20 protein-coding genes are annotated in these 23,856 nt (G+C 47.3%); 13 read left to right on the top strand and 7 right to left on the bottom strand.

All coding sequences use genetic code 11. From position 1 onward, the window contains the following. Nucleotides 1-339: 339 nt before the first annotated feature. The 4 genes from B051_RS0114305 (at nt 340) to B051_RS21365 (ending at nt 5,516) form a co-directional block, all read left to right on the top strand. A complete protein-coding gene (locus B051_RS0114305; RefSeq protein WP_026236226.1) occupies nt 340-1,212 on the top strand; it encodes an AraC family transcriptional regulator in 873 nt (290 codons plus the stop codon). A 108-nt stretch (nt 1,213-1,320) separates the two neighbouring features. Further along, nucleotides 1,321-2,154: an MBL fold metallo-hydrolase gene (locus tag B051_RS0114300; RefSeq protein ID WP_018477361.1), complete on the top strand. Its 834-nt coding sequence runs from the start codon at nt 1,321-1,323 to the stop codon at nt 2,152-2,154. Nucleotides 2,155-2,994: 840 nt separating this feature from the next. Further along, nucleotides 2,995-4,236: an alpha/beta fold hydrolase gene (locus B051_RS21370; RefSeq protein ID WP_018478898.1), complete on the top strand. Its 1,242-nt coding sequence runs from the start codon at nt 2,995-2,997 to the stop codon at nt 4,234-4,236. A 236-nt stretch (nt 4,237-4,472) separates the two neighbouring features. Continuing rightward, on the top strand, nt 4,473-5,516 hold the full coding sequence (locus tag B051_RS21365; protein ID WP_018478897.1) for an alpha/beta fold hydrolase: 1,044 nt from the start codon (nt 4,473-4,475) through the stop codon (nt 5,514-5,516). Nucleotides 5,517-5,951: 435 nt separating this feature from the next. On the opposite strand, the gene B051_RS0114280 is transcribed toward B051_RS21365, so the two are convergent. The 3 genes from B051_RS0114280 to B051_RS0114270 form a co-directional block, all read right to left on the bottom strand. Next, nucleotides 5,952-6,716 carry an SDR family NAD(P)-dependent oxidoreductase gene (locus tag B051_RS0114280; RefSeq protein WP_018478895.1) on the bottom strand — a complete coding sequence of 255 codons (765 nt, stop codon included), beginning with the start codon at nt 6,714-6,716 and terminating at the stop codon, nt 5,952-5,954. Nucleotides 6,717-7,244: 528 nt separating this feature from the next. Then, nucleotides 7,245-7,589 carry a hypothetical protein gene (locus B051_RS21360; protein ID WP_071594900.1) on the bottom strand — a complete coding sequence of 115 codons (345 nt, stop codon included), beginning with the start codon at nt 7,587-7,589 and terminating at the stop codon, nt 7,245-7,247. 399 nt (nt 7,590-7,988) lie between these two features. Then, complete coding sequence (locus tag B051_RS0114270; protein WP_018478893.1) at nt 7,989-8,822, bottom strand: helix-turn-helix domain-containing protein; 834 nt, start codon at nt 8,820-8,822, stop codon at nt 7,989-7,991. 234 nt (nt 8,823-9,056) lie between these two features. On the opposite strand from B051_RS0114270, the gene B051_RS0114265 reads away from it, so the two are divergent. Both B051_RS0114265 and B051_RS0114260 read left to right on the top strand, forming a co-directional pair. Next, nucleotides 9,057-10,616 carry an aldehyde dehydrogenase family protein gene (locus B051_RS0114265; protein WP_018478892.1) on the top strand — a complete coding sequence of 520 codons (1,560 nt, stop codon included), beginning with the start codon at nt 9,057-9,059 and terminating at the stop codon, nt 10,614-10,616. Between the two features lie 77 nt (nt 10,617-10,693). Beyond that, nucleotides 10,694-11,044: a DUF779 domain-containing protein gene (locus B051_RS0114260; protein ID WP_018478891.1), complete on the top strand. Its 351-nt coding sequence runs from the start codon at nt 10,694-10,696 to the stop codon at nt 11,042-11,044. Between the two features lie 1,282 nt (nt 11,045-12,326). Here B051_RS0114260 and B051_RS0114250 read toward each other — a convergent pair. Together B051_RS0114250 and B051_RS0114245 are read right to left on the bottom strand one after the other, a co-directional pair. Further along, on the bottom strand, nt 12,327-15,929 hold the full coding sequence (locus tag B051_RS0114250; protein ID WP_018478889.1) for an ABC transporter permease/M1 family aminopeptidase: 3,603 nt from the start codon (nt 15,927-15,929) through the stop codon (nt 12,327-12,329). After that, a complete protein-coding gene (locus tag B051_RS0114245) occupies nt 15,926-16,849 on the bottom strand; it encodes an ABC transporter ATP-binding protein (RefSeq protein WP_018478888.1) in 924 nt (307 codons plus the stop codon). The genes B051_RS0114250 and B051_RS0114245 overlap by 4 nt, the downstream gene beginning before the upstream one ends. Before the next feature lie 258 nt (nt 16,850-17,107). Between B051_RS0114245 and B051_RS0114240 the strand changes: the two genes are divergently transcribed. Further along, a complete protein-coding gene (locus B051_RS0114240) occupies nt 17,108-18,145 on the top strand; it encodes a sensor histidine kinase (RefSeq protein ID WP_018478887.1) in 1,038 nt (345 codons plus the stop codon). Beyond that, nucleotides 18,114-18,842 (top strand): LytR/AlgR family response regulator transcription factor, encoded by a 729-nt coding sequence (locus B051_RS0114235; protein WP_018478886.1) that lies wholly within the window; start codon nt 18,114-18,116, stop codon nt 18,840-18,842. Before B051_RS0114240 ends, B051_RS0114235 begins: the two co-directional genes overlap by 32 nt. A 173-nt stretch (nt 18,843-19,015) precedes the next feature. Here the strand turns inward: B051_RS0114235 and B051_RS0114230 are convergent, their stop codons facing one another. Next, complete coding sequence (locus tag B051_RS0114230; protein ID WP_018478885.1) at nt 19,016-19,675, bottom strand: NAD(P)H-binding protein; 660 nt, start codon at nt 19,673-19,675, stop codon at nt 19,016-19,018. Between the two features lie 45 nt (nt 19,676-19,720). Further along, nucleotides 19,721-20,557, bottom strand: coding sequence for an SDR family NAD(P)-dependent oxidoreductase (locus tag B051_RS0114225; RefSeq protein ID WP_018478884.1), 837 nt, complete (start codon nt 20,555-20,557; stop codon nt 19,721-19,723). 292 nt (nt 20,558-20,849) lie between these two features. Here B051_RS0114225 and B051_RS21355 point away from each other — a divergent pair, with 292 nt between their 5' ends. From B051_RS21355 to B051_RS0114200, 5 genes are all read left to right on the top strand, one after another. Then, on the top strand, nt 20,850-21,284 hold the full coding sequence (locus tag B051_RS21355; RefSeq protein WP_018478883.1) for a DUF3293 domain-containing protein: 435 nt from the start codon (nt 20,850-20,852) through the stop codon (nt 21,282-21,284). Between the two features lie 289 nt (nt 21,285-21,573). Further along, nucleotides 21,574-22,143, top strand: coding sequence for a Crp/Fnr family transcriptional regulator (locus B051_RS0114215; RefSeq protein WP_018478882.1), 570 nt, complete (start codon nt 21,574-21,576; stop codon nt 22,141-22,143). 63 nt (nt 22,144-22,206) lie between these two features. Continuing rightward, entirely contained in the window at nt 22,207-22,752 is a 546-nt protein-coding gene (locus B051_RS0114210; protein WP_018478881.1) for a heme-binding protein, read from the top strand. Between the two features lie 45 nt (nt 22,753-22,797). Next, complete coding sequence (uraH, locus tag B051_RS0114205; RefSeq protein WP_245539633.1) at nt 22,798-23,175, top strand: hydroxyisourate hydrolase; 378 nt, start codon at nt 22,798-22,800, stop codon at nt 23,173-23,175. Between the two features lie 234 nt (nt 23,176-23,409). Beyond that, entirely contained in the window at nt 23,410-23,850 is a 441-nt protein-coding gene (locus B051_RS0114200) for a hypothetical protein (RefSeq protein ID WP_018478879.1), read from the top strand. The last annotated feature ends 6 nt before the right edge of the window (nt 23,851-23,856 follow it).

The following is a 23,856-nucleotide window of genomic DNA, read 5'->3' as shown; positions in this document are numbered from 1 at the left end:
CTACTACAGCAAAAAAGCCGCTCCACGTATATTAGGGCGGCTTTTTTGGTTCGATAATTTCCCCCCTTCGGTTGATTCTGAGGTTGCTCGCCTCAAAATTCTACTTCTACACTACAGCTAAGGAGTGTGCCAGGTGAGTATTTTGCTAAAAAAGGCTCCGACCTAGGTCTCACCTTTCCCATACGAAAGCCAAAAACGTACCTCTCGCCCAATGCTGCTAACTGCTTACCTGCACTTAAGAAGAACAGTTTATCCGTTATGTTTGGAGTGCATCAGGGCTGATAGTGCCTACACGTCGTATTACCTGATAACTGAAAGCTAATACAGCAAGCGCAGAAATTGAGAACCATAAAATTCGATAAAACCAAGTGCGGTGTAGAGGTCTTGCTAAGGGTGGGATCAGGAGATGAAATAAAAGAAGCGTATACCAATACAGAGGTGTACAATACCGACTATTTTGAGATCCTGATTTTCAGAAAAGCGAAAGGGCATCTCGAACTGAACCAGCGAAAGATCGACTTGGTCGACAATACCATTGTCTACATTTCTCCATTTCAGAAGAGGCAATGGAAATTGGACCCAAACCACCTGGACTTCACTTTCCTTATTTTCCAGGAAGGCTTCCTCAACGACTTCTTTTCCGACAAGCTGTTCACCTACCGGCTTCTTTATTTTTACCAGCTGGATTACCCGCTGAACATGAGAGTCACAGCGGGGTATATCCAGAAAGCCTGCAGCACACTCACTGAAATTCACACCGAACTGAAGGAGACGAAACCAGACAGCGAACATCTTATCCGCTCCCTTCTCTATTATTTGCTGTTGAAACTCAACAGGGATTATGCCCAGCAAAACAACCTGCCACTCGATAAGCCGGAGAACAACTATGCCTATCAGTTTAAAAGGTTACTTGAGCTACACATCAAGGAAAAGCAGCGGATTGGAGAGTACGCGGAGCTTTTAGGCATCAGTAGAATCACGCTGAACAAAGCGGTACAGGCCCAATTCAACGTGACGGCCACCCATTTACTTAAACAAAGGCTGCTCTTTGAAATCAAGAACTACCTGATCCATTCTGGTCTGACTGTAGCCGAGATAGCGCACGAACTCCACTTCTCGGAGCCTAACCACTTGATGCGGTTTTTCAAGGCGCAAACCGGCCAGACTACCACCGTCTTCCTTGCCGATTATCAAAATGGTAGCATAGCATAAGGCTTTGGTAGGCTGCAAGCATTCCGCTATTCCGACCTTTGCGTCGGGTTCATTACTTCACAAATGTTGTAAGGGATGAAACACGGACCATAACAAAACAGAACGATTATGAAAAGAGTATTTTTACTGGTAGCGTTAACTTTATCTGCTACCTTTTCTTTTGCACAAGGCAAAGCAGACACGAAGGCTAGTCTTCAGCTAGTCAGAAACGCCACTTTGATTATAGAGTATGCCGGGCAGAAAATTTTAGTTGACCCGATGCTTTCTCCAAAGGGAGGCTTTCAGTCTTTCGCTGGAATCGAGCGGAACCCTACGGTCGAATTGAAGATGCCGGTAAGTGAAATCACCAAGGGCCTTGATTTGGTCATGGTGACGCATAGCCATCCCGATCACTTCGATGAGGCCGCAAGCAAGACCCTGGATAAATCTGTACAACTGATAAACCAGCCTGCTGACAGAGATTTTTTCAAGAAGGAAGGGTTCATCAACGCAGAAACCCTGGATAACAGCAGGGTATGGAATGATATAAGCGTTCACCGGGTAGAGGCACAGCATGGAACCGGCGAGGTACTGAAGATGATGGGCAAGACCTCGGGTTTTGTGCTCAAGGCCAAAAACCAGCCTACTATCTACATCGTCGGGGATGCTATCTGGACAGAGGAAATCAAAAAGACCATCAAGGAATATAAGCCTGACTATATCATCGTCAACTCCGGGGGTGCAGTTGTGCCTGGCTTTGAGAAGACCCCTATCCTGATGGATGAGGACCAAACGATGGCGTTGGTAAAGGAAAGTGGAAAGGCAAAGGTCATCGCAGTGCATATGAATGCGCTGGACCATTGTCGCACCACAAGAGAGTCACTTCGTCAAAAAGCAGAAAGTTTGAATATCGGAGTAGATAAACTGATTATTCCGCAGGATGGCGAGGTAGTGAAGTTATAAATCTGAATATTTGACTATTGCTTCAAAAACTCCCTTAAATCTACTAAATCCCTGTGGATAAAGTTCGATAATTCAATCATACGGGCTACTCAAAAGCCTCTCAGCTAACGCTGAGGGGCTTTTTTTATGCACTTCGGACACCAAAGCAGCCTCTCCCCTACTACTGAGCCTCTAGAAGTCTAAGCTGCTGTGGCATCCGGGAGCAATCCACAGGTAAGCCCTTCGCCCCACATCTGCCTTTTGCTTGTTATGTCAGATTTGAGCTCGACTGAAAGGCTTAGGAGACTATGCAACGATGTACCTTCAGTATTGTGTCTCACTTACCCATCTCTTAAAACAAATATCTCCTTTGATTCATGAGACGGCAAAACAGGACTCCAGGCTCACCCCTAGCTTAGAAGCAAGTCTGAGACTCATAAAATGGCCGTTTTATGGGACTACAATTTCAGGGCTAGACACAACTAGTGCAGCACGTATGGCCCTTAAGGCCTCAGCAGCGTTACGTTTTACATCTTCCCTTGTTTATAGAATTTCTATACCCAGACTATCTTAGAGGTCCATGTACATGTTAGCAGCTTACGCTGCCCAATCCAGTCTCTCTCAACCGGAGCCCTGCGGTGTTCAGAGACAGAACACACCAGTTCGTCTAAAAAATGAAAAATATACAAAAGGTACCTTGTATTACAAAGTACTGTATATAACTTTGTACTACTAGACTGCTACATTACCTCGTGCCAACATAGTAGTCATTGTTCATAGAATATTCAGAGTCAGTAACAGCTCCTGCTTTCTATGACAGCCCTGGTTAATCTCCATTTTCTCTTATAAACAACTAAAACTATGACAATCAAAAAAATCTTACTGCTGCTGTTTTTCTTCGGGAACATGATGTTGGCGACTGCCCAACAAACTAAAATGATCAACGTCGGGGACCACTCCTTGGAGATGATTCAGGCCGGGACAGGCGAGTATACTGTTATCTTCGAATCGGGCTTCGGAACATCCTATAAAGTATGGGGTAACGTAGCATCTGAAGTGATGCAAACAAACCAGGTGATGCTGTACTCAAGAGCCGGAACAGGCAATTCAGAAGCAAATCCGAATCTGCATACCCTGGAGCAGGCTGTGAAGGACCTGGAATCCCTTATCGAAAAGTCCAGCCTGAAAGCACCTTTTATTTTAGTGGGCCATTCGTATGGAGCCTTCATCATCCGCGCCTACGCATCGAAGCATCCGGATAGAGTGAAGGGTTTGGTATTTGTTGACCCGGCACATGAAGTAATGATGCAGGAACTGAAGATGGTTGATTCTGCCAAAGCGGTAAAAGACATCGAAATGCAGAACAGCTTAGTGCCTGCCAAGTTCAAACAGGAAAATGACGCCATCAACAAAATATTCGAGAAAGCCCAGCTGCCTGATTTTGGGAAGCTGCCACAGGTACCGGCCGTGGTGCTGACTTCGGTACAGAAGCGAACGAATCCAGAGCTGTTTCTGCACGAGCAGAAGGGTGTTGAAGTATGGCGAAACCTGCACAACGAGTTCTTTAGCCAGTTTACCAGCGGCGCCCATGTGGTGACAGCCAATAGCGGGCATAACATACACCGCGAAGAGCCCGAACTGGTCATCAATGCAATAAAGCAGGTAGTGCAATTAGCCACTAAGGAAAGGGCACGTCAGGAACACGAAGCAAAAATTACAGCGCTGAGTGAAAAACTGAACCAGGCTTCGGCCTTACTCGATAAGCGAAAAGAGCAGAAGGCCGAAGCGCTTGTATCTGACGCCTTGAAAAGCTCAGGGTTTGATGAGCGAACGATAAACACCATTGCCTACCTGCAGCTCGGTAACCCACAGAGTATAGCTGTGGCAGTTCTTATCTTCAAGTTCAACACCCTTCAATATGCCGGGTCTGCGAACGCTTTTGATAGCTACGGAGAAGCACTGATGCAGCAGGGAAAAACAAAGCTGGCAGAACAGCAGTTTAACAAAGCCATTGAACTGGCTACTGCCGCTAACGACGCATCAACGCTTAAAAACAGCCGGAGTAATCTGGAGAAGCTCAGTCAGATGAAGAAGGGGAAATAACTGAAGGGGTATAAGCCACCCGGCTGCTGTATCTTATAGAATAAGAGGACAGAGTTTGCTTTCTACTTTTATATTGGGGGAGTATTTGAATCAAAGCACCTTCAAAAAGGTGTAACTCCTTTAGTAATATAGAATGAACAATCTTGAGTAGCTATCATAAATAAAATCCGCTGTAGCAACTTTATATCAAGAATTACCCATCGTTCATAATTATCCATTTCGAAACCTAACACAACATGAAGTATAGATTTCTATTGATTCTACTTTTCACTTTAGTATCAGGCCAGCTAGCCGCACAAGCAAAGCCTATCAACGAGGCAAAATTTATTTCCATTGGTGGTATAGAGCAGTGGGTAACCATTAGCGGCGATGACAGTTCTAACCCTGTTATCCTGTTTCTGCATGGAGGGCCTGGCAGCACCATGAGTCAGTACGATGACGCTATCTATGGACATTGGGAAAAAGAATTCGTGCTGGTGTATTGGGACCAGCGGGGAGCAGGAAGAACCTTTGGCCGCAATGCCCCTGAAAATGTAACTGAAGACTACTGGATTGAGAACCCACTGACCGTAGAGCGCATGACCGCCGACGGGATTGAACTTTCTGAGTACCTGATTAAACACCTCGGGAAACGGAAAATAACTCTTGTTGGAACCTCCTGGGGGTCGGTACTGGGAGCCAACATGGCCTTAAGGCGTCCAAATCTTTTCACTGCCTACATAAGCCATTCACAAATAGTCAATGGGGAAGAAGGGTTCCTGAATGCGTTTAATAAAGTGTCCAAACTTGCTCTGGCTGCCAAAGACCAGGAATCTTTAGACAAATTAGCAACCTTAGGCCCTCCACCTTATGAGGATGCCAGAAAATCAGGCCAACTCATGCGCATCATTAAAAAGTATGAGCGGGAGAATTCAATACCTGCTCCGGCCAATTGGTGGAAGGTGACGAGCGAATATGATAATGAGAAAGATGCCAATGACAGGTATAACGGGGATGAGTATTCTTTCCTATACTTTGCCGGTCACAAACAAATGGGAATCAAGCCAATACAAGCTGGGGTAAATTTCATGAAGGATGGTCTGCGCTATAAGACCCCTGTGTACTTCATTCAGGGCGAGGAAGATATCTTAACCGCTCCAGAACTTACCAAAGCGTATTTCGATAAAGTGAGAGCTCCTAAGAAAGAGTTCATGCTTGTGCCCGGTGCAGCCCACGGCCATAACCAGGCTGTAGTAGATGCGCAGTATAAAGCTGTAAAAAAGGCCTTAAGCCTTCGCTAGAAAATTGTAGTCAAGTTATTATAAATTACCTACAACCATACTTATAAGGTAGCAAAATACCTTATAAGTATGGTTGTAGTCCAAATCGTTGATTATCTTCTGAGGGTCATCCTTTCGTCTCATCAAACCCTCTATTTCCGGGACAGCCAACCCAAAAGCAAACGGATTGCAAACCGAAAGCAAACCTGAATTCATTAGGTGGTGTAACTACCAGATTTCCATTGAACATGAAGGTTAGCGGTACTCACTATTTTAAGAGACATTTATTCCAGGGCAAGGATACTGAGCGCTTCCCGTGTTGTCAGATTGTAGGACTTTTGGAGAAGGCTGACTACTAAAACGGTATTTTGATTAATTTTTTATTGTCATTATTTTTACTTGATTTATAGTGAAATTGAATTTTCCCATTTTCTTATCTGGTTGTTTTTCAAAATATCACATAGCGGTATAGCCACCATCAACAGCATATACCGCACCTGTCACAAAAGAAGAATCATCTGAAGCCAGCCATAAATTTGCCTGGGCTACTTCTTCAGCCTTTGCAAAACGTCCTAGCATACTTAGTTGTTTGGCATACTCTTCTGCATTTAACCCAAACTGTTCTAACGCTCCTCTCAGCATTGGCGTGTCAATCGCGCCGGGCGCTACAGAGTTAATACGGATGCCGTGAGGAGAATAGTCCATTGCCGCACTCTTTGTCAACCCAATCACAGCGTGTTTGGCAGCAATATAGGCTGGGGTTCCAGGCTGTGGACGAATACCACTAACAGAAGAAGTGCAAATAATGGAACCTCCGGCGCCTTGAGCCATCATTTGCCGCACTTCATATTTAAGACACAGCGCAACACCTTTCAAATCAATTGACATTAACCGGTCCCAGTACGCTTCATCAAAATCGGCAATCGGCTTGTCATCTGGAGTAATAGCTGCATTATTTAGGGCAATATCGAGTCTTCCATAAGTCTCCACCGTAAATTTCACCATCTGCTGAACGTCCTCTGATTTTGAGACATCTGTCTTTACAAATGAACATTCGCCGCCTGCAGCTTTTATTTTATTCGTCTGCTCCTGTCCTTTTTCTACATTAAAATCAGCAATGACCACTTTCGCCCCCTCTTTTGCAAAAAGCTCAGCCGTTACTGCGCCCATACCCTGCGCACCACCGGTAATGATTGCGACTTTGTTTTCAAGCTTTTTCATAGTACTAAATTTTTATCGTGATTAATTGTTGAATAGTCTATCGGGGATTTCAAATTCCTGGAGTTAGTGACAAAAAAACAGGGCTGAATGACTACTCACCCTGTCTGGAAACAAATTCTGAAGTTCCCTTCTGCTTAACCTTGCGCTCGCTGAATAATCTCCCTTACCCATTGAGTCAGCCGCGATTAGCAGTCCCGTTCGAGGTGCAGGTACTCCAGGGATTTATGGAAATGAGTAGGTTAGTGAGAGCCATATTCGTCCGTCACAAAAACAAAGTCGCCTGCCTCATAAACCTTGGCCTACACCACTGTGTGTCCGTGCTCAAGCTTCTGCATGCCAGGATGGTAGGGCAGGTATAATGGGCAAGGCTGGTGGGTTCGACGCATAGCGCCCCCACTTACTATTTGCCCTGCTTCTTGACTAATGTCTATACCTAGCTTATCAATAAAGGGCTATGCCGCAACATATAGTTGTGGTACTACTATTCAAATATACCTTTTCTTTGTTTTACGATAAGACAAAGTAATGTTAGGGTTTTTGGTCGGCGGCGCTGCTGAGGTACTTGTCCAGTTTGGCACGATGTAATTTTTGAAGAAGGGCAACCGTATTAGAGTCCGAGTAGATTCCATCGCCTGTTACTAGTATTCCTTTTAAACCGTTTCTCATTTCCAGTCCGTAGACAGTCGCTTCATCCCCAGGGTCTGAGTTTCCTTCATACCGGCTCAAAGAAGCAATTCTTATATCTTCGGCTCCAAATTTTTCAGAACCCGACCACACGAAGCCGTCTTTCAAGGAAAGGTCTTTATCAAATCCTGCCGCTCTTAGTTGCGCAATGGCTTCTGATGCACTCGCATATCTAAATTTCTCATTCATGATTGTCTGTTTAAATGCTCCTTTAATAATCCGCTTCAAATAATTTAATACTAGTAAGTGTAAGTGCTTAAGATAAAGCTGTAATTCCTACAAGGCGGCTTGATACAAATCTATCGAGACAAATCGTTAAGCACAGTCATATCCTGTTACAATTTAGGATTGAGTTAATTGCAGATTACTTTATTCCAGCGTGTAGAACACCATTTTCTTGAAACTATCTGATACTTATTTGTATACGGGTTCCCCTTTGGAATGGTAATTAATACTGATTAATGTCTACAACCACCATCGACACCATACTTAGCGACCTTCTGCAGGCAACAAGTCTGAACGATTGGTGAGAACATGTATGTCGTTAGGATAGGGTATGGATAGTGAACTGCCGTGTTAACTGCCACGCTAAACTGGGAAAACTCTATCTTTTGCTTCCTTCTGAAATTGCTCCGGCGTCTGCCCGGTCATTTTTTTGAAGAACCTGCTGAAGTAGGACCTGTCTTCAAACCCAAGGCTGTAGCCCACTTCCTGAATAGTATTTGCGCTAGCAACGAGTTGCTGCTTGGCCGCTACTACGGTACGCTCCTGCAATAGCTGCGTGATTGTTTTACCGGTCTTTTGCTTCAGTATCTGGTTTAGGCGCTTGGCTGTAATATTCAGTTTATCGGCGTAAAATGTCACCGATTTCTCTTCTCTGAAATGGTGCTCCAGCAGCAGCAGAAAATGATACACCCGCTTTTCATTCAGCCCCTGGCGGGTTATGGTCTGTGTCTTATACTGCATCAGTTTCAGTAAGAACGCCTTTAACAAAGCCTTGAGCACCAGAAAGTTTTTCCCTTGCTGTTCATACTCCTCTTCCATAATATGAAGGAAGCTTTCCAGTGTAACAGCCATGTCCTCCTCCAGTAGGATGGTAGAGAAGCTACCGGCGCCTTTGCCCAGAAAAAGCCTGATTACATCCAGAGTGAATTCTTTAATCTCATAGTCCAGCACTGATTTATGAAAGGCTATCAGTGTCCCTTTCTTGCCGGTTTTACGGGGACGGGGAGAGCGGTTGGCCGGTATCAGGTATAGCCAGTCTCCTTTGATGCGAGGCGCATCCTCTTTTATAAAATGAATGGGCTCCTCATCCTTTAGCCAGGCAATCTCAAAGTAGTCTTCCCGAGCGGGGCTTTCGAAATATATCTGTAAGGGGTCATCGAGAGAGCTAATCAGAAACAACTTCTTTTCCGGATTCATAGGCTATTGATTGTTAAGCAGAAATTTCATGTCAGCCCTACTCCTGCTGGCTCTACCTCTTATACCTGTTCCCTAACTATACCTGAGTATATCTGAATGATTTCCCTTTTGTCCTATCTTAAGGGTACTCTGTACTACCCCTCGCGCCCGGTATTGTAGTAAATTTGTAACAGTTGCAAAGACAATGGCATGCCGCACTTAAATATATTTTAACGCATTTAAAGATATAAAATAATGAGCACAACAGTATTAGAACCCATTATAAGAAACGGAAAAGCCGAGAAGAAATTATATAAATTCCCACAGCTCAAAGGCAAAGAGCTACCACGTGACAACTATATCGGTGGGCAATTTGTCCCACCAGTGAAGGGAGAGTATTTCGATAACATCTCACCCATCAACGGGAAAGTTTTTGCGCAGGCAGCCCGCTCTACCAAAGAAGACGTGGAACTGGCCTTGGACGCAGCGCACGAAGCTTTCCTTAAATGGAGCAAGACATCTGCCAAAGACCGTAGTAACACACTGCTTCGTGTGGCCCAGACCATTGAAGACAATCTGGAGTACCTGGCAACAGTCGATACGATCGACAACGGCAAGCCAATCCGTGAGACGCGCGCGGCAGACCTTCCGCTCGTGGTCGACCACTTCCGATATTTCGCAGGCGTAATCCGCGCAGAGGAAGGTGGTATTTCAGAGCACGACGCCGACACAGTGAGTATCGTATTGCACGAGCCGATTGGAGTAGTAGGGCAAATCATTCCCTGGAACTTCCCGCTGCTGATGGCTGCCTGGAAAATTGCCCCGGCCCTGGCTGCCGGCAACACGATTGTCCTGAAACCGGCCGAGCAGACACCAACGAGTATCCTAGCCCTGATGGAGCTTATTGGTGAAATTTTACCAAGCGGCGTGCTGAACGTGGTGAACGGTTTTGGAGCAGAGGTTGGTAAAGCACTGGGTACTTCCCCAAGGATTAGCAAGCTTGCGTTTACCGGCTCCACGGCAACAGGTAAACTGATTATGCAGTACGCCTCCGAAAACATCATTCCTTCTACCATGGAACTGGGGGGTAAATCTCCGAACATCTTCTTCCCGTCTGTGATGGAAGCCGACGACGAATTCTTCGACAAAGCACTGGAAGGAGCAGCGTTCTTTGCCCTGAACCAAGGAGAGATTTGCAGCGCACCAACCCGAATTCTGGTGCATGAAAGTATAGCCGACGCCTTTACGGCACGGGTGATAGAACGTGTGAAAGCCATTAAAGCCGGCAATCCGCTGGACGGTGAGACCATGATTGGAGCGCAGGTATCGAAGCCACAGTACGACAAAATCCTGAACTACATCAAGATTGGTAAAGAAGAGGGAGCCGAAGTACTGCTGGGTGGCGAACCGCAGAAGCTTGAGGGAGAATTGGCTGATGGCTACTACATCCAGCCTACCATCCTGAAGGGCCACAACAAAATGCGTGTGTTCCAGGAAGAAATCTTTGGTCCGGTGGTCGCACTGACTACTTTTAAAACGACCGAAGAAGCCATTGAGATTGCCAACGACACGATTTACGGACTGGGTGCCGGCGTCTGGACCCGCGACGCGCATGAAATGTACCAGGTGCCAAGAGCCATACAGGCCGGCCGTGTCTGGGTGAACCAGTACCATACCTATCCGGCGCACGCTCCGTTTGGCGGCTACAAGCAGTCGGGCTACGGTAGAGAGAACCACAAGATGATGCTCGACCATTATCGCCAGACCAAGAACATGCTGATATCCTACGACAAGAAGAAGCAGGGATTCTTTTAAACTAAAGTCTGTCATAAACTTGAAATCACCTGGGGCTTCCTCAGGTGATTTTTTTATAAATACTTAAATGGAGAGTCATGGAAAAGATATTAAAAACTGAAAAAGCAGAAGAAGTGATTAGCCAACTGAAAGAGCGCTACGGAGAGCTGATGTTTTACATGAGTGGCGGCTGCTGCGAAGGTTCACAGCCCATGTGCTACGAGAAAGGCGAATATAAACCGTGCTCCCGCGACGTGCTAATCGGTGAGGTGGAAGGCTGTGAGTTCTACCTGTCAGAAGAGCAGAACAAATACTACGAGTACTCCCAACTACTGTTGGATGCGACCCCCGGTATGGGCGGTGGCTTCTCGCTGGAAAGTGTGCTAGGTATGGCGTTTAGTATAACAACGCATGCGCTTATCGCGAAGGAAGAAGTAGAAGTTTTATAGCCAGCCCTTTGTGCCTATACTTAACCGATAAATAGTATTACGCAGCCACTTGCCTTTGGTACAGTTACCAACAGAATTTACCATGAAGCTGCTGCCGGCATATAAAGTAAGTTTTTCCAGATTGTATCTGCATGAATGATAATGATTGCATCCTTTTCTGTAGTCTTTGTTGAGCCTGTAGGATACCAATAAAAAAGTAAAGCCGAAGACAAGTCTTCGGCTTTACTTTTTCAAAAACAAATGGTTTTTACAATCACTTGTTATCTTCTACCTTTTCGTTTTTGCATTTTATCCTCCAGCTTTTTTTGAATTTTCTGTTGTTTCAATTCCTTTAAATCCTTTGTAGGTGCCTTAAGGCTTTTTGCATTTGCCATGATATTACATATTTTAATAATAGCAGGAATAGCCAATCTAAAGATGGCTATCGATTGCGATTAAATAATTCTTAATTATACAACTATGAGATGGATGGCTTGTATGTAAAGGCCTATTCTGCGAGTAGTAGTAAAAGATGAATGAAGCCGACAAGCACTTAAAGCACACTCGCGGGTGCTTACAAATTGAGGAAGATGATTTTCCTTCTAAAAATCAGATAGGAAGCTTTAACACTGAAGATGTTAAAACTCAGGGCACAAATCTCCTTCGAGAGGTATGAAAAAGATTCTGAAAGTTTATAAATGCAATTCATGATTTAATCAAATTACATAAACAAAAATAGAGATGCAGCCCTTTATGCTGAGTTATATAAAGATAAACAATTGATTGCTATGAAGCAAAGTTTTCAATCTATTGAATTCCAGTGATGTTACAATTCCAGTATTTCTAATGCAGGAATGCCATAAGAGGGCACAGGTGGAGTCATTCCCTTCAGAAACCTATACTTGGCACTAGCTATGGTATTAAATATTGCGTTTATGTGCTATCTGAAAGAACAACCGAAACACCCCCGATTCTGTACAGCAGAAACTGGCCGATTTTTCCGCCAGCATTCAAAGTTTAACCCAACAGTAGATTATCTACAAGCCTAACTAGAGGAACAGTATGCAACAGTTAACTGTAAGAGGCCGCTCTGAATATGTGCAGTATTCGGGCTAACTCTTCTACGCTCTTCGTACCAAAATCAAAAGTAGTCGGGGTGATTTGGCTTTCCATATCTCTGCCCTATGGGGAAAATTCGATAAATCAATTTTACTTTATACAACAAAACAGCCACTCCATGTCAAATGGAGTGGCTGTTTTGTTGTATCTATTTATGTCCTTCTACCAAACAAGATTTAGCGCTTTACTGCGCCCTCTTCTCTAACTTTACCTCCCCAATATTGTCCTTCATGTCCCAATCGATGAGCAGGTTGTTGGGGTCTATGTCGGTACGGGCCGGTTTTCCAGGCACTTCGACTATGATTCTCTGCTTAGCTGAATTTATAAGATGTTTCTGTTGGTAAAGCACTCTGCCTGACTCCTGCCCTTCTTCCGAAGGTCCTAAAACTCCAATTTCCACCCAGTCATTCATCTGTAATACAGTCTCTACGCCTACACTGTCCACGATAAACTTCCGTGCCTGTACGTCAAGGGTCACCTGCCATTTGCCGGATTCCACCTGTCTCGCCGTTGCCTGTTCTGTCTTAAGTTCCCAGAAAGTATTCTTCTCAAAAAAATCATGAAGCAGAGGCTGGAGCGAGTCTGGCGCGGCTGTCTTGAGCTCACGGTAAAGGTCAAGAGAGGTAGGGAAGGGCGGCTTACCTAAAGCATGCTTTTTGAGTAGGCTCCGTAGCGCGCCGTTCACGCGGTCCTTGCCCATGTAACGGCTCAAAGCATACAGCACCATAGGGCCTTTGCGGTAGTTGTGGTACCAGTCGGTAGCTTGGAGCAGAGGTACTGATGCCTTGGTTTTTGGAACTTTATACTCTTCCCGCAAAAAGCTCAGGAGTTTCTGTAAATGCGCGGGGCCGTAATGCTTCTCCAGAACTCCCATGGCAGAATACCAAGCCAAACTCTCAGAAAGCAATCCTGAGCCCTCCACCAAGGCTGGGTCCACCTGATTACCCCACCATTGGTGCGCTACTTCATGGGCCACCACCGCAGTTATCAAATCGAAGCCCCGTTCGTCCTTTTCGGGGTTCAGAATAAAAAATCCTTCCTGCGCGGTAATATTGATGGGGGCAGCATGATTACCAAAACCATACCCAGGGTATGACACAAACCGAATCTGACGGTGCGGGTATGGACCGAACTGGTGGGTATAATACTCCAATGAGGCCTGTACACTTTTCATCATGCGCTCCAGATTCTCCTTTTGACCTGGGTCATAGTAAATCTGAATGACTACATCCTCCCAACGCTTTTCATGCACCGCATACTTAGCTGAAAAGAAGTTGTATTCGTTCCGGATAGGAGCGTCCGTCACATAATGGAAGTATTTCCGGTTCCCTTTGGTCCAGGTACGGCGCAACTCCCCCGGTCCTACCACGGTCTGGTTACCATTGGTGCCTACCACTGCGTCAACAGAGACGCGCTCAGCAAAGGGGGCAGTTAGGCGCGCCTTTTCATCATAAAGAGAAGCAGTTATGGGCCGAGGCGAAAGCCCATACTCTTTTCTAGAACCAGCATCATCCAACTCCCGGTAATCCTGATACCCAATGGAAGGCAACCATTCATAGTTCCGGAAGTTGGTGCTATTAGCCATCACCGATACATCTGCTCCGCTGTTAGTAAAGCCTTGCGTTTTGTAATGCGCCTCAAAGTGTAGTTGCAACGAGTCACCCGGCCGGAGCGGTGCGGATAATGCATACATTTGATGTCTTAATCTTTCGTCGGCTAACAGCTTGGTAGCTGGCCGGTCAAAGGTTACCTTGGTAGTTTGAACGCCCGGGGTAGTAGCCAGATGAATGGTGTCAATCGTAGACTTTGTACTGTTCACCAAAAAGTAAATGGCGCGAATATCCACTTGCCGTTGCTCGGGATAAATCTCTACGTGAAGTCTAGTATTGGTTAAGAGCGGTTGAGGCCGATGTTTATACTGCCGGTAGCGCTTTTCATATTCCGCCCGTTCCTCTAGACTCTCAGAGGCAGAGGTATAGTCATTGAGTACGTTGGTGTTATAGAAAATAAAGCTACCCAAGGTAAGGACAAGCCCAGCCGAGACGAAAGTAACCGAGGCGGTGGAACGGGTAAAGCGGCGGCCGGCCAGGTGGAAACGTGACTTTACACTACCTTCCCGGCTCCGTACCCAAAGCAGTTTCGCGGCTACGCCGACCAGTAGCGCCCATGCCACCCAATACAACTTGAACCACAGCCATGGCACCAGGGAAATGCCATAGCCCACCATGTCTGTGTACGACCATTTTGGGCTGGCGCCATAGACGAGAAGCTTGTGCTCTACGCCCAGACTTGGGGCAAATAGGATAAATCCATACACCAGCAGAGCCACCAAATGGGCCACGAATTTCTGATTGACCAGCACGTGCACAAAGAGAGCCAGTAATGCAAACAAAAGGCAATCTACCAACTGTAATCCAAAAAAGCCTTGCAGGTAAAGCCTTATCCCTGGACTGCCACCCCTAACCAACTGCGCCACGATTCCAGCCGACATCAGGAATGCCAGCCACCCCACCATTACCAATCCAAGCGCCAAGAGCTTGCTCATAAAAAGCACCCACTCCGGCACCGGGGTGGCATGGGCAATCTCGCTCAGGCCTGATTCCCGTTCCCGCCAGACCAATTCCCCGGCGTAGTAAACCGTCAGTAGGGCAATGACCATGTAAAAGAAATCAATCTCTGTGATAGAGGCCGTCAGGAGATTTAGGAGATGGTCGGTTTTGGGTAGTAGTGGAACGCCTTTGGCCTTAAGGTTTCCCTCCAAAGCAAAGGATGCCATTACCGCGATGGCCGCTAAAAGCGGAAGCCCTGTAAAACTTTTGCCTATCTGCAGAAAGCCTTTCCAAGTGAGGAGGCGCAACTGGCGCAGGTGCGTAGCCAAACTGAACATTCCCTTTAATTGCGGTAAAGCTTTTCCCAGTCCCCCGTTGCCCCTAGTCAAGCTTGTTGCCGGTGTTTCTGGTTGAATGGATTGTTTCCGTTTTTGGCCTGTTTCCGGTAAAGTGAATCCAAAACGGAAATAGGTAAGCGCCAGCATTCCTAATGCGATGGCAAGCCATAGGAGGCGGTTGAGAAGCAAGGTGCCTTCCAGCGCGAGCAAGCGCGTGTTCTTTTCTAGCGGGCTCCATTCATTGGACAACTGGCTCTGGATAGGGGTGAAACCTACTGGGTCTATCAAATTTCCCCATATGCCCTTGTTTTGCAGAACTTGACCAAGAATGAACGCCGCCACAAAGAGGATGGCCCCGCCCAGGTAGCTGGCCATGGAACGTTTAGTGAGGGCCGACAGCGAGAACTGGATAGCCGTCACAATGAACATGTTGGGCAAAATGAGATAGAAGAAAGTAGTCGAGTAAGCGCCCAACCTAAATGGACCCATAATTTCAGGTTCTATACCCGTAAAATAGAGGCTAATCAGAAGGCCCAGCGGAATGCCGAGCAGGATAATAAAATTGAGGCCCAAAGCCCCTAAGAATCTGCCTCCCAAATATTCTGCTTTGCTGGCGGGGGCGGTGTAGGTGAGCGAGTACATGCGCGTCTCTACATCGCGGGCAGCCGCATCCCCCGCCACCGATGCGCCTATTAATAGCCACACCACCATGCATAGCACGGTAACCGCCCCAATCACGATGGGCGCATTGACCATGAAATAGCCGTCCCGCGCGTCATGGATATAATTGCCTATCATCCACAGAAAGGCAAGAACCAGTTGAACCAGGAAATACAGCCAGGTAGTGACATTGCGCAACCCGTAGGTAAACTCCAGGTGAAAAATCTTCTGGAACTTCATAGCTGTACCACCTCCTTCACTTTCTGTGATTGCCCATAACAGCCTGTCATGGTAGCGAAGTACACATCCTCCAAGTCCGGCTCCACCAGTTCAAATCTGTTGCCGGGGTTTTCCCCACTGTGGATGTGGACCATGGTGCGCCCGCTCAGGAGTTTGGCGGAAATGACCTGATGTTCCTGCTCCAATGCAGGTAGGGTGTTTTTATCCGTTAGCTTGCGCCAGATTTTACCTTCCAGATTTGCTACAGCTTGTTGGGTATTTGCCTGAAGCAGTATCTGCCCCTTGTTGATGATGGCCATGTTGGTGCAGAGTTCGGATACATCTTCCACGATGTGGGTAGACAGGAGCACCACGCTGTTCTCCGCTACTTCGCTTAAAAGGTTCAGGAAACGCACGCGCTCAGCCGGGTCCAGTCCGGCCGTCGGCTCGTCCACAATCAATAGCTTGGGGTTCCCTAACAGCGCCACGGCCACGCCAAAGCGTTGCTTCATCCCGCCTGAAAAGCCACCCAGCTTCTGTTTGCGTCTATCCCAGAGGTTGGTTTGTTTGAGCAGGCCTTCGGTCACTTCTTTGCGGGAGGCGCGCTGGGTGATGCCTTTGAGAACGGCAAAGTAATCCAGCATTTCTTCGGCACTCACTTTTGGATACACGCCAAACTCTTGGGGCAGGTACCCCAGCGTCTGGCGCACCTCTTCCTTCTGGCGCAATACATCTATGTCACCTAAGTGGATGCTTCCTTCATTGGGTTCCTGCAAGGTAGCCAGCGTGCGCATGAGGGTAGATTTTCCGGCGCCGTTGGGGCCCAGCAAGCCGTACATGCCCGGCGGAATGTCCAGGTTGATATTGCTCAGCGCCTGCACTCCGTTGGCGTAGGTTTTAGATACATTGCGGATGGATAAGCTGATTTTTTGACTTTCCATAGTGTTCGTTCTTTCAGTTGGTTTCATTACTTGAAGAGGGACAGGATTTACAATTCTTCCCAGCTCTTATTCAGAATAAAGGAACCTGTACCAGAACAGAAAGCAAAAACCGATATGCTGCCACGGTAAAGTAATCGACGAACAGCGGTTTTGCTGCCGCGAAAGCGCTTGCGGACTGAAGTCAGGATTTGGTAGATTGGGAAGGGAGGCTGGTCGAGAAGGTGGTGAGTGGGTGACCGGAAATAATACCTTTGTTTTATGAATCGAATCAAAAATGTATTCAGGCTCATCCACATAGGTCTCTGGGTGCTGTTCGGCCTGTTGGTGGCGCTTCAGCTCAGTCAGGAAAATGGGCATTGGCGCACCATGACCTTGGGGTTTCTCTTAACCTGCCTGTATGTTTTTTACAGCCATTTCATTCTCCTGACCCAGTATCTGGGTAAGAACCAGAAGAAAGCATATTTCGGCAAGTTGGCAGTCATTATGCTCACCGGGCCATTTCCTTTTTTGATGTTTCATTACAGGAATTTGGATGCCTGGAATCCTTTAATTGAGCACTATATCATGACGCTGGTAACCAGTGTGCCCGTTTTTGTCTTTCTTAGTTGGCTGGCCAGGGTCACCGAGAATCTTGTCATTAATACTATTAAAAAAGAACAGTTAGAGAAGCAGGCTGTGGAGGCAGAACTGTATTACCTGAAATCCCAGATTAACCCGCACTTTCTGTTCAATACCCTCAATAACATTCATACCCTGGTATACAAACAGGCTCCGGCAGCACCGGAAGCCGTCATGCGCCTGGCCTCGTTGATGCGGTACATGATTTATGAATCCAATGCCACTACGGTTCCGCTTTCAAGGGAGATGAACTACCTGCAGGATTATATGAATTTGCAGCAACTCAGGTATAAAAAGAGCCCGGTTGTAAATTTAGAAATAGAAGGAGACACAGCTTCCTGCCATATTGCTCCGTTGCTGTTCATACACCTTCTGGAGAATGCCTACAAACACAGTCCTGCACGACTGGAACCTGGTGATGTGAAAGTGAGCGTAGCGATAAAAGAAAATACGCTTACCTTCAGTATCCAGAACCCAATTGGAAAACACCAGGGAAATAAGCTGGAAGAACCGGGCGGTATCGGACTGCCGAATGTTCAGAAAAGGCTGGCGTTACTGTATCCGGACCAGCATCAACTGGAAGTAAACAACATGGGCGAGACATTCACAGTTACTTTAAAGATTCACAATCTTCATTTACAGGTTCATGAAAGAGAAGCTCACCTGCTATATAATTGATGACGAGCACCTGGCCCAGGAAATACTGGAAGAGTATGTAGCAAAAGTCCCCTTCCTGGAGCTGAAAGGCACCTTTATGAGCCCTCTTGAAGCAGCCGCCCAAATGGATGAAGATAAGCCCGACCTGCTTTTCCTGGACATTAACATGCCTGACCTGGATGGACTCAGTTTCATCCCCATGCTGAACCCTAAGCCCATCATCATCCTGACGACTGCTTATGACCAGTATGCCCTGAAAGCCTTTGAACTGGAAGTGAAAGACTACTTACTAAAACCATTTTCCTTTGAAAGGTTTTATAAAGGTGTACTGCGCCTCTACCAAGAACAAGGCAAACGGCAGCTACCGGAAAAGAAGGAAACTATCGCAGAACCAAAACAGGAGCATGAGTATATTTTCCTAAAGGTGGGCCATCGTATCCAGAAAATTGCGACACGCGATATCCTTTTCGTAGAGGGCATGAAGGATTACTTGCGGATTCACACGGCGAAAGAAAAAATCATGACATTGCTGAGTTTTGCGAAACTGGAAGAGCTACTGCCCTCTCAGGACTTTGCCCGCGTGCACCGGTCCTTTATGGTAGCCATTGATAAGATAGACCACATCGAAAAGAACAGAATCAGAATCGCAAATCAGATTATCCCAATCAGCGATACGTATAGCGATAGCTTTTATAAAAAATTGAGAGGCCTGATTTAATACACTCATGCTACTGTATCCTTGTGAATCAAGTCCTCTAATTCCACCCCTCGGACTACATAGAAGCCTCCCAGTTGCTCCTGGGAGGCTTTTATCGTTTTGCCCATTTCCTTAAAATCCACCAACTGGACACCTTCTAGTCAATTCCTATCCTGCAAAGGGCTCTTTCTTTCCTAGGCCTTTCCCTCTGCCAATTCAAACACCTGGTTCAAGGTATAGGTATGCTCGCCCGGTTGCGCGGCTATACCTGCGTTGACCATGGCCTGCGCCACCACTTTGTCTTCATAGGGCCTGAACTTGCCTGCCAGCCCCACTTTGTCCAGCAGGTGCAGCACCTGGTAGGCAGCCTCTTCGCCGAAACGGCTTTCTTCACGCTCGCCGTGCAGCAGGCCCGGCTGGATGATTTGCAGGCTTTTGAAGCCCAGCTTTTTCACCTCCTGCTCCAGCCTGCCTTTCATGCGGGGGTAGAAGAACAGAGAATCCGGACTGGCCCCTGACGAGGAGACAAGCACATAAGTTGGCACACCGTTTTGTGAAGCGACTTCCGCGAACTTGTACTGGTAGTAATAATCCACCTTGAACTGCTGGTCCTGCCCACCGGCCTGCTTCAGGGTAGTGCCCAGAGTAGAGAAAAACACGTCCCCCTTCACCAGGTGCTGCCATTCGTCCGGCGCATCAAAGTTGATAAGATGTTCCTCCAGTTTGGAGTTGGCTATACCTAGCGTGCGCCTGCCAAACACCATCACCTTGCTGAAGCGGTCATCTGCCAGCAGCAGCCTGACCAACTGTTTTCCCACCATACCTGTAGCGCCAATTACGAGTGCTGTTTTCATATGCTATTTGGTTTTTGAATCTAGGTTCATCTTTTCAAAACAGGTCTATACCTGCGGCGGCTGACCAGGCTTTGTCACTTCCTCTGACACATCCCAGAGCTTCTGGGCCACGTCAGGGCGTGCCTGCGGGTTCTTTCTGCCTGGCCTGCGCTTATAATAGTATTCCCCGTCCTGCCAGTCTTTGCCCGGAACGGTGCTGATAAGCCAGAGTAACGTGTCGGCTCCCTTTTCGGGAGAGAGCATGAAGTAGCGCCCCAGCGGGCCCTCATAGAACCACCTAATCAGGCCGCTGCCTTCACGAGCAAAGCCGGTCTCAACCACACCCGGATGAAAGGAAGCGGCCCACACACCTTTGAAGCGCCTGCTTATTTCCATGGCGTGCAGGATGTTCATCAACTTGGCAGCGCCGTAGACTCCCATGCTTTTGTACTTCTTCTGATTTTCCAAGTCATCGAAATCGATGCGGCCGAGTATGTTGGCCGCACTGGAAGTGTTGATGACCACGGCCTTGGATGCCTCCAGCCGCTCCTGCAGCAGGCGGGTAAGCAGAAAACCGGACAGGTGATTGATTTGCAGGGTCATTTCGTGCCCGTCTGCTGTCAGGCGCCTTTCCGAGATAATGCCGCCCACGTTGTTCACCAGCACATCGATGCGGGGATAATGCACCAGCAGGTGGCTCGCCAGTTGCCTCACCTCTGCAAAACGGGTATAGTCCACCAAGTAATAGTCACAGCCTACTTCCTCAGCCAGCCGCTTTGTCTCCTCAGAACGCCCTGTAATTAGGACCCGGGCCCCCTGCTGGCGCAGCTTCCGGGCAGCCGCCGCCCCTATACCTGAGCTTCCGCCCGTTATCACAATTGTTTTGCTGGTAAGGTCTGTCATTCTATCGCTTGTTTTTCTTTTTGCCACACGCAGCGGTATACCAAAACCAATGGGCTGTTATACGGCAGAAGCAGAGGATTCATTGTCAGAATCTTAAACAGAAACTCTACCTCAAGGTTTCGCAGGTATTTGGTTACATATGCGACAGGCTATGCACAACAGAAAAAGCGGGTAAAAAAAGCAGCAGCTTAGATTTCAGAAGATAAATGCAGGAAAGAATTCCTCATATTGTATATTTAGAAACACAAATACCCTACTGAATTCATCAACCCTTATCAGATTTCTTCTGTTTATGAACACACCCCACACCCTGCACGAAGACATCCTGGCCGCCTACCAGACCACTGATTTCAGCTTTACAGCCGGCGACAAGACAATTGCCATATGCTTGGACGGGCCAAATCAGGACTTGGCGGCATACCTGGAACGGGAGCTAATCACGGAATGGGCGTACCTAACCGCTTTCAACCCTTACTTCAACGAGCAGACGGAGGCGTTCAACAATGAACAGCATAAAGAGCTGCTGGAGCGGCTGACGGCGTATCAAGTCTGTCCGGGCGAAGGCAGGGACCGTGCAGGTCTGTGGCCGGTTGAGCAAGGTGTATTCGTGGCGGGCATCACACGGGACGAGGCCGAGTTCCTGGGCAGAGACTTCGGGCAGTATGCCATTTTGGTGAGTGGCGCAAACGGAGAAGCCGAGTTGCTTTCCTGTCCGCCGATGTTGTAAGGTGCAGCTTCTACCGCATTCCTGTGATTTGGGCAATCTCTTCCTAAGACAAATCTTCAATAAAGAGCAAGAAACAGAGCAGCCGCTAAAACTGCAGGTCAGCGCCCTTCAAAGGTGCATACATTGCTCCTACCGCTTAGGGTCTGCATATATGTAAACAAGCTGACTTTTAGTCCCATTACTCAAAGAAATTAAACTTTGAGGCTTTTCAACGGTTATCCAGCAAATAAAGAAAGTAGGTATAACACAGCTACCTGCTGTGTTCTGAAGAAGTGCTCTAACCAACATCATGTACAGCCTTTTAAAGGATTTTATCCAAAGCAGAAAAAGTATAGACGAAGCCTCCCTGGAATTGATTTGCTCGAAATTTGAGCCGATAAAAACCAAACGGAACGAGCTCTTATTGAATTACAGCGAGGTATGCCGGCATTATTATTTTGTGAACAAAGGCTGCATCCGGCTTTATACAATCAACAAAGAAGGAATTGAGACGACAAGGTTCTTTGCCTTTGAAGGCGGGTTCGGAACGGCGCTGCCCAGCCTGATTGAACAGGCGCCTGCCTTCGAATACATGCAAACCATCGAAAAATCCGAACTGCTCAGAATCTCCAGGGCGGACTTTTACCACTTGGTCGATACAATACCGCAATTCTCATTCATCTACAGGCAGATTCTGGAGTTGGGTTTCATCACCGCACAAAAGCGTATTTACGGTTTCCAGGGGTTTGATGCGTTGGAAAAAGTAAAATGGGTCATTCAGCACCAGCCTGATTTTTTGCTCCGAGTTTCAAATAAAATGGCCGCCTCTTACCTAGGCCTCTCCCCCTCCACCCTAAGCAGAATAAAAGCCAGGCTTTGAAAACGTTGACTTAGGGCAATGCTTTCCAAGAGGAGCCCCGGTAGCTTTGTAAAAACAAATCTTATGTTCTACAAACTGCCGCTGCTCTTACTTCTGCTCATCCCGACGCTTTCTTTGGCGCAGGCCAGAAAGCATGAGAGCAAGAAACAAATTGGTACTGATTACCAGGTGCAAACACCATATGCCATTGAGACGCACCAACTCACATTGGAGGCAGCTTTGCAGCTGACAAGTCGGGCCCGAGCAACTGCCAAATCCCTGAACAAGGAGGTGAGCATCGCTATTCTGGATGCATCAGGGCAGGATATTTTGCTGACGCGGGGCAACGGCGTGGGGCCGCACAACACTGAAGCCGCCCGAAGAAAAGCCTATACCTCGCTCTCCACCAAAACGCCTAGCCTGCAATTGGCGCGCAATGCCAGGGCAAATGCCGACACCCAAAATCTGGCCAACCTACCGGAGCTGCTGTTGCTGGGCGGTGGCTACCCCATCTGGCACAAAGGACAAGTGATTGGAGGCATTGGCGTAGCCGGAGGCGGAGGACCCGAAAACGACGATACCATCGCAAAATCTGCGGCCATAGAAGACGCAGCCATACTTATACACTAAATCAATATGTACACAATGAAGAATCTAGCACTTATAGTATTGCTTATGCTGGCAACTAGTTTTGCTTACGCACAAACTACTACCTACCAGTTATCGAGTCATATTCTGGATGTCTCTACAGGTATGCCGGCCAAAGGAGTTCCGGTTCAGCTGGAGAAGATGGATGAGAAGACGCGGCTATGGAAGCAGGTGGACGAGAAGATGACCGATGAAAACGGACGCATCAAAGACTTTCTGGCAGCTAATACTGCAAACAAAGGCGTTTACAGGCTCCGCTTCCTGGTAGCAGACTATTTCAAAAGTAAAAGAACAGAAAGCTTTTACCCATTTATCGAGGTGGTTTTCCAGATTAGAGACAACGACCATTACCACGTTCCCATCACCTTGTCACCTTACGGTTACGCCACTTACAGAGGAAATTAATACTATTCCAAGTAGGTATACTGAACGGACACCGCTACAGTCCTAGGTATAGGTCAGGTTTTCCAGTAGCCTTCCCGATGCACAGTTGCGCTTCCTTCCTTCGGGAAGTAAGGCAGTGGCTTGCTTTTCCCCTGTAGTTCGTGTTGCAATCTTCAGCACAGCTACGGGCAGCATTTAACCTATCTTATAATCCCATCTCTATCATTCCTAATGCTTAACGCTAAAGAACCACATATGCTGACAAAGAAAATTTCGCTCGTATTGCTCCTTTTCCTGTCCCTGGTATTTGTATCCTGCAAGGACAAAAACGAATCTGGGCAGAACCCCCTCGACAGCAGGCTGCTGGGCAAGTGGATTGTGATTTCGAAAACGGACACGGAGAAAATTGAAGGCCAGGAGATTGAGAGGGAACAGGACCAGTATTCCAAGGGCGAGAAGACCTACGAGTTCACAGACAACAATAAACTCATCATCGTCGATGGCAACGGGCGGAGCCAGACAACGCTACCCGTGTGGATGGATGGCGCAAAGCTCTTCATCGGCCAGGACCACCCGAATAAACAGCCCTACACAGTGACCTTCTCCGAGAACAAAGCGACATTGGTGAAAGTGGAAGATGGCAAAGAAGACGGCCAGAAGGTGACGAAAACCGAAGAAGTCGTGCTGGAACGATAGCCTAAT

The organism is Pontibacter roseus DSM 17521 (assembly GCF_000373265.1).
Taxonomy (GTDB): domain Bacteria; phylum Bacteroidota; class Bacteroidia; order Cytophagales; family Hymenobacteraceae; genus Pontibacter; species Pontibacter roseus.
Note: the sequence above shows the minus strand (reverse complement) of the source record. Positions and strands in the feature narration are given on the sequence as shown.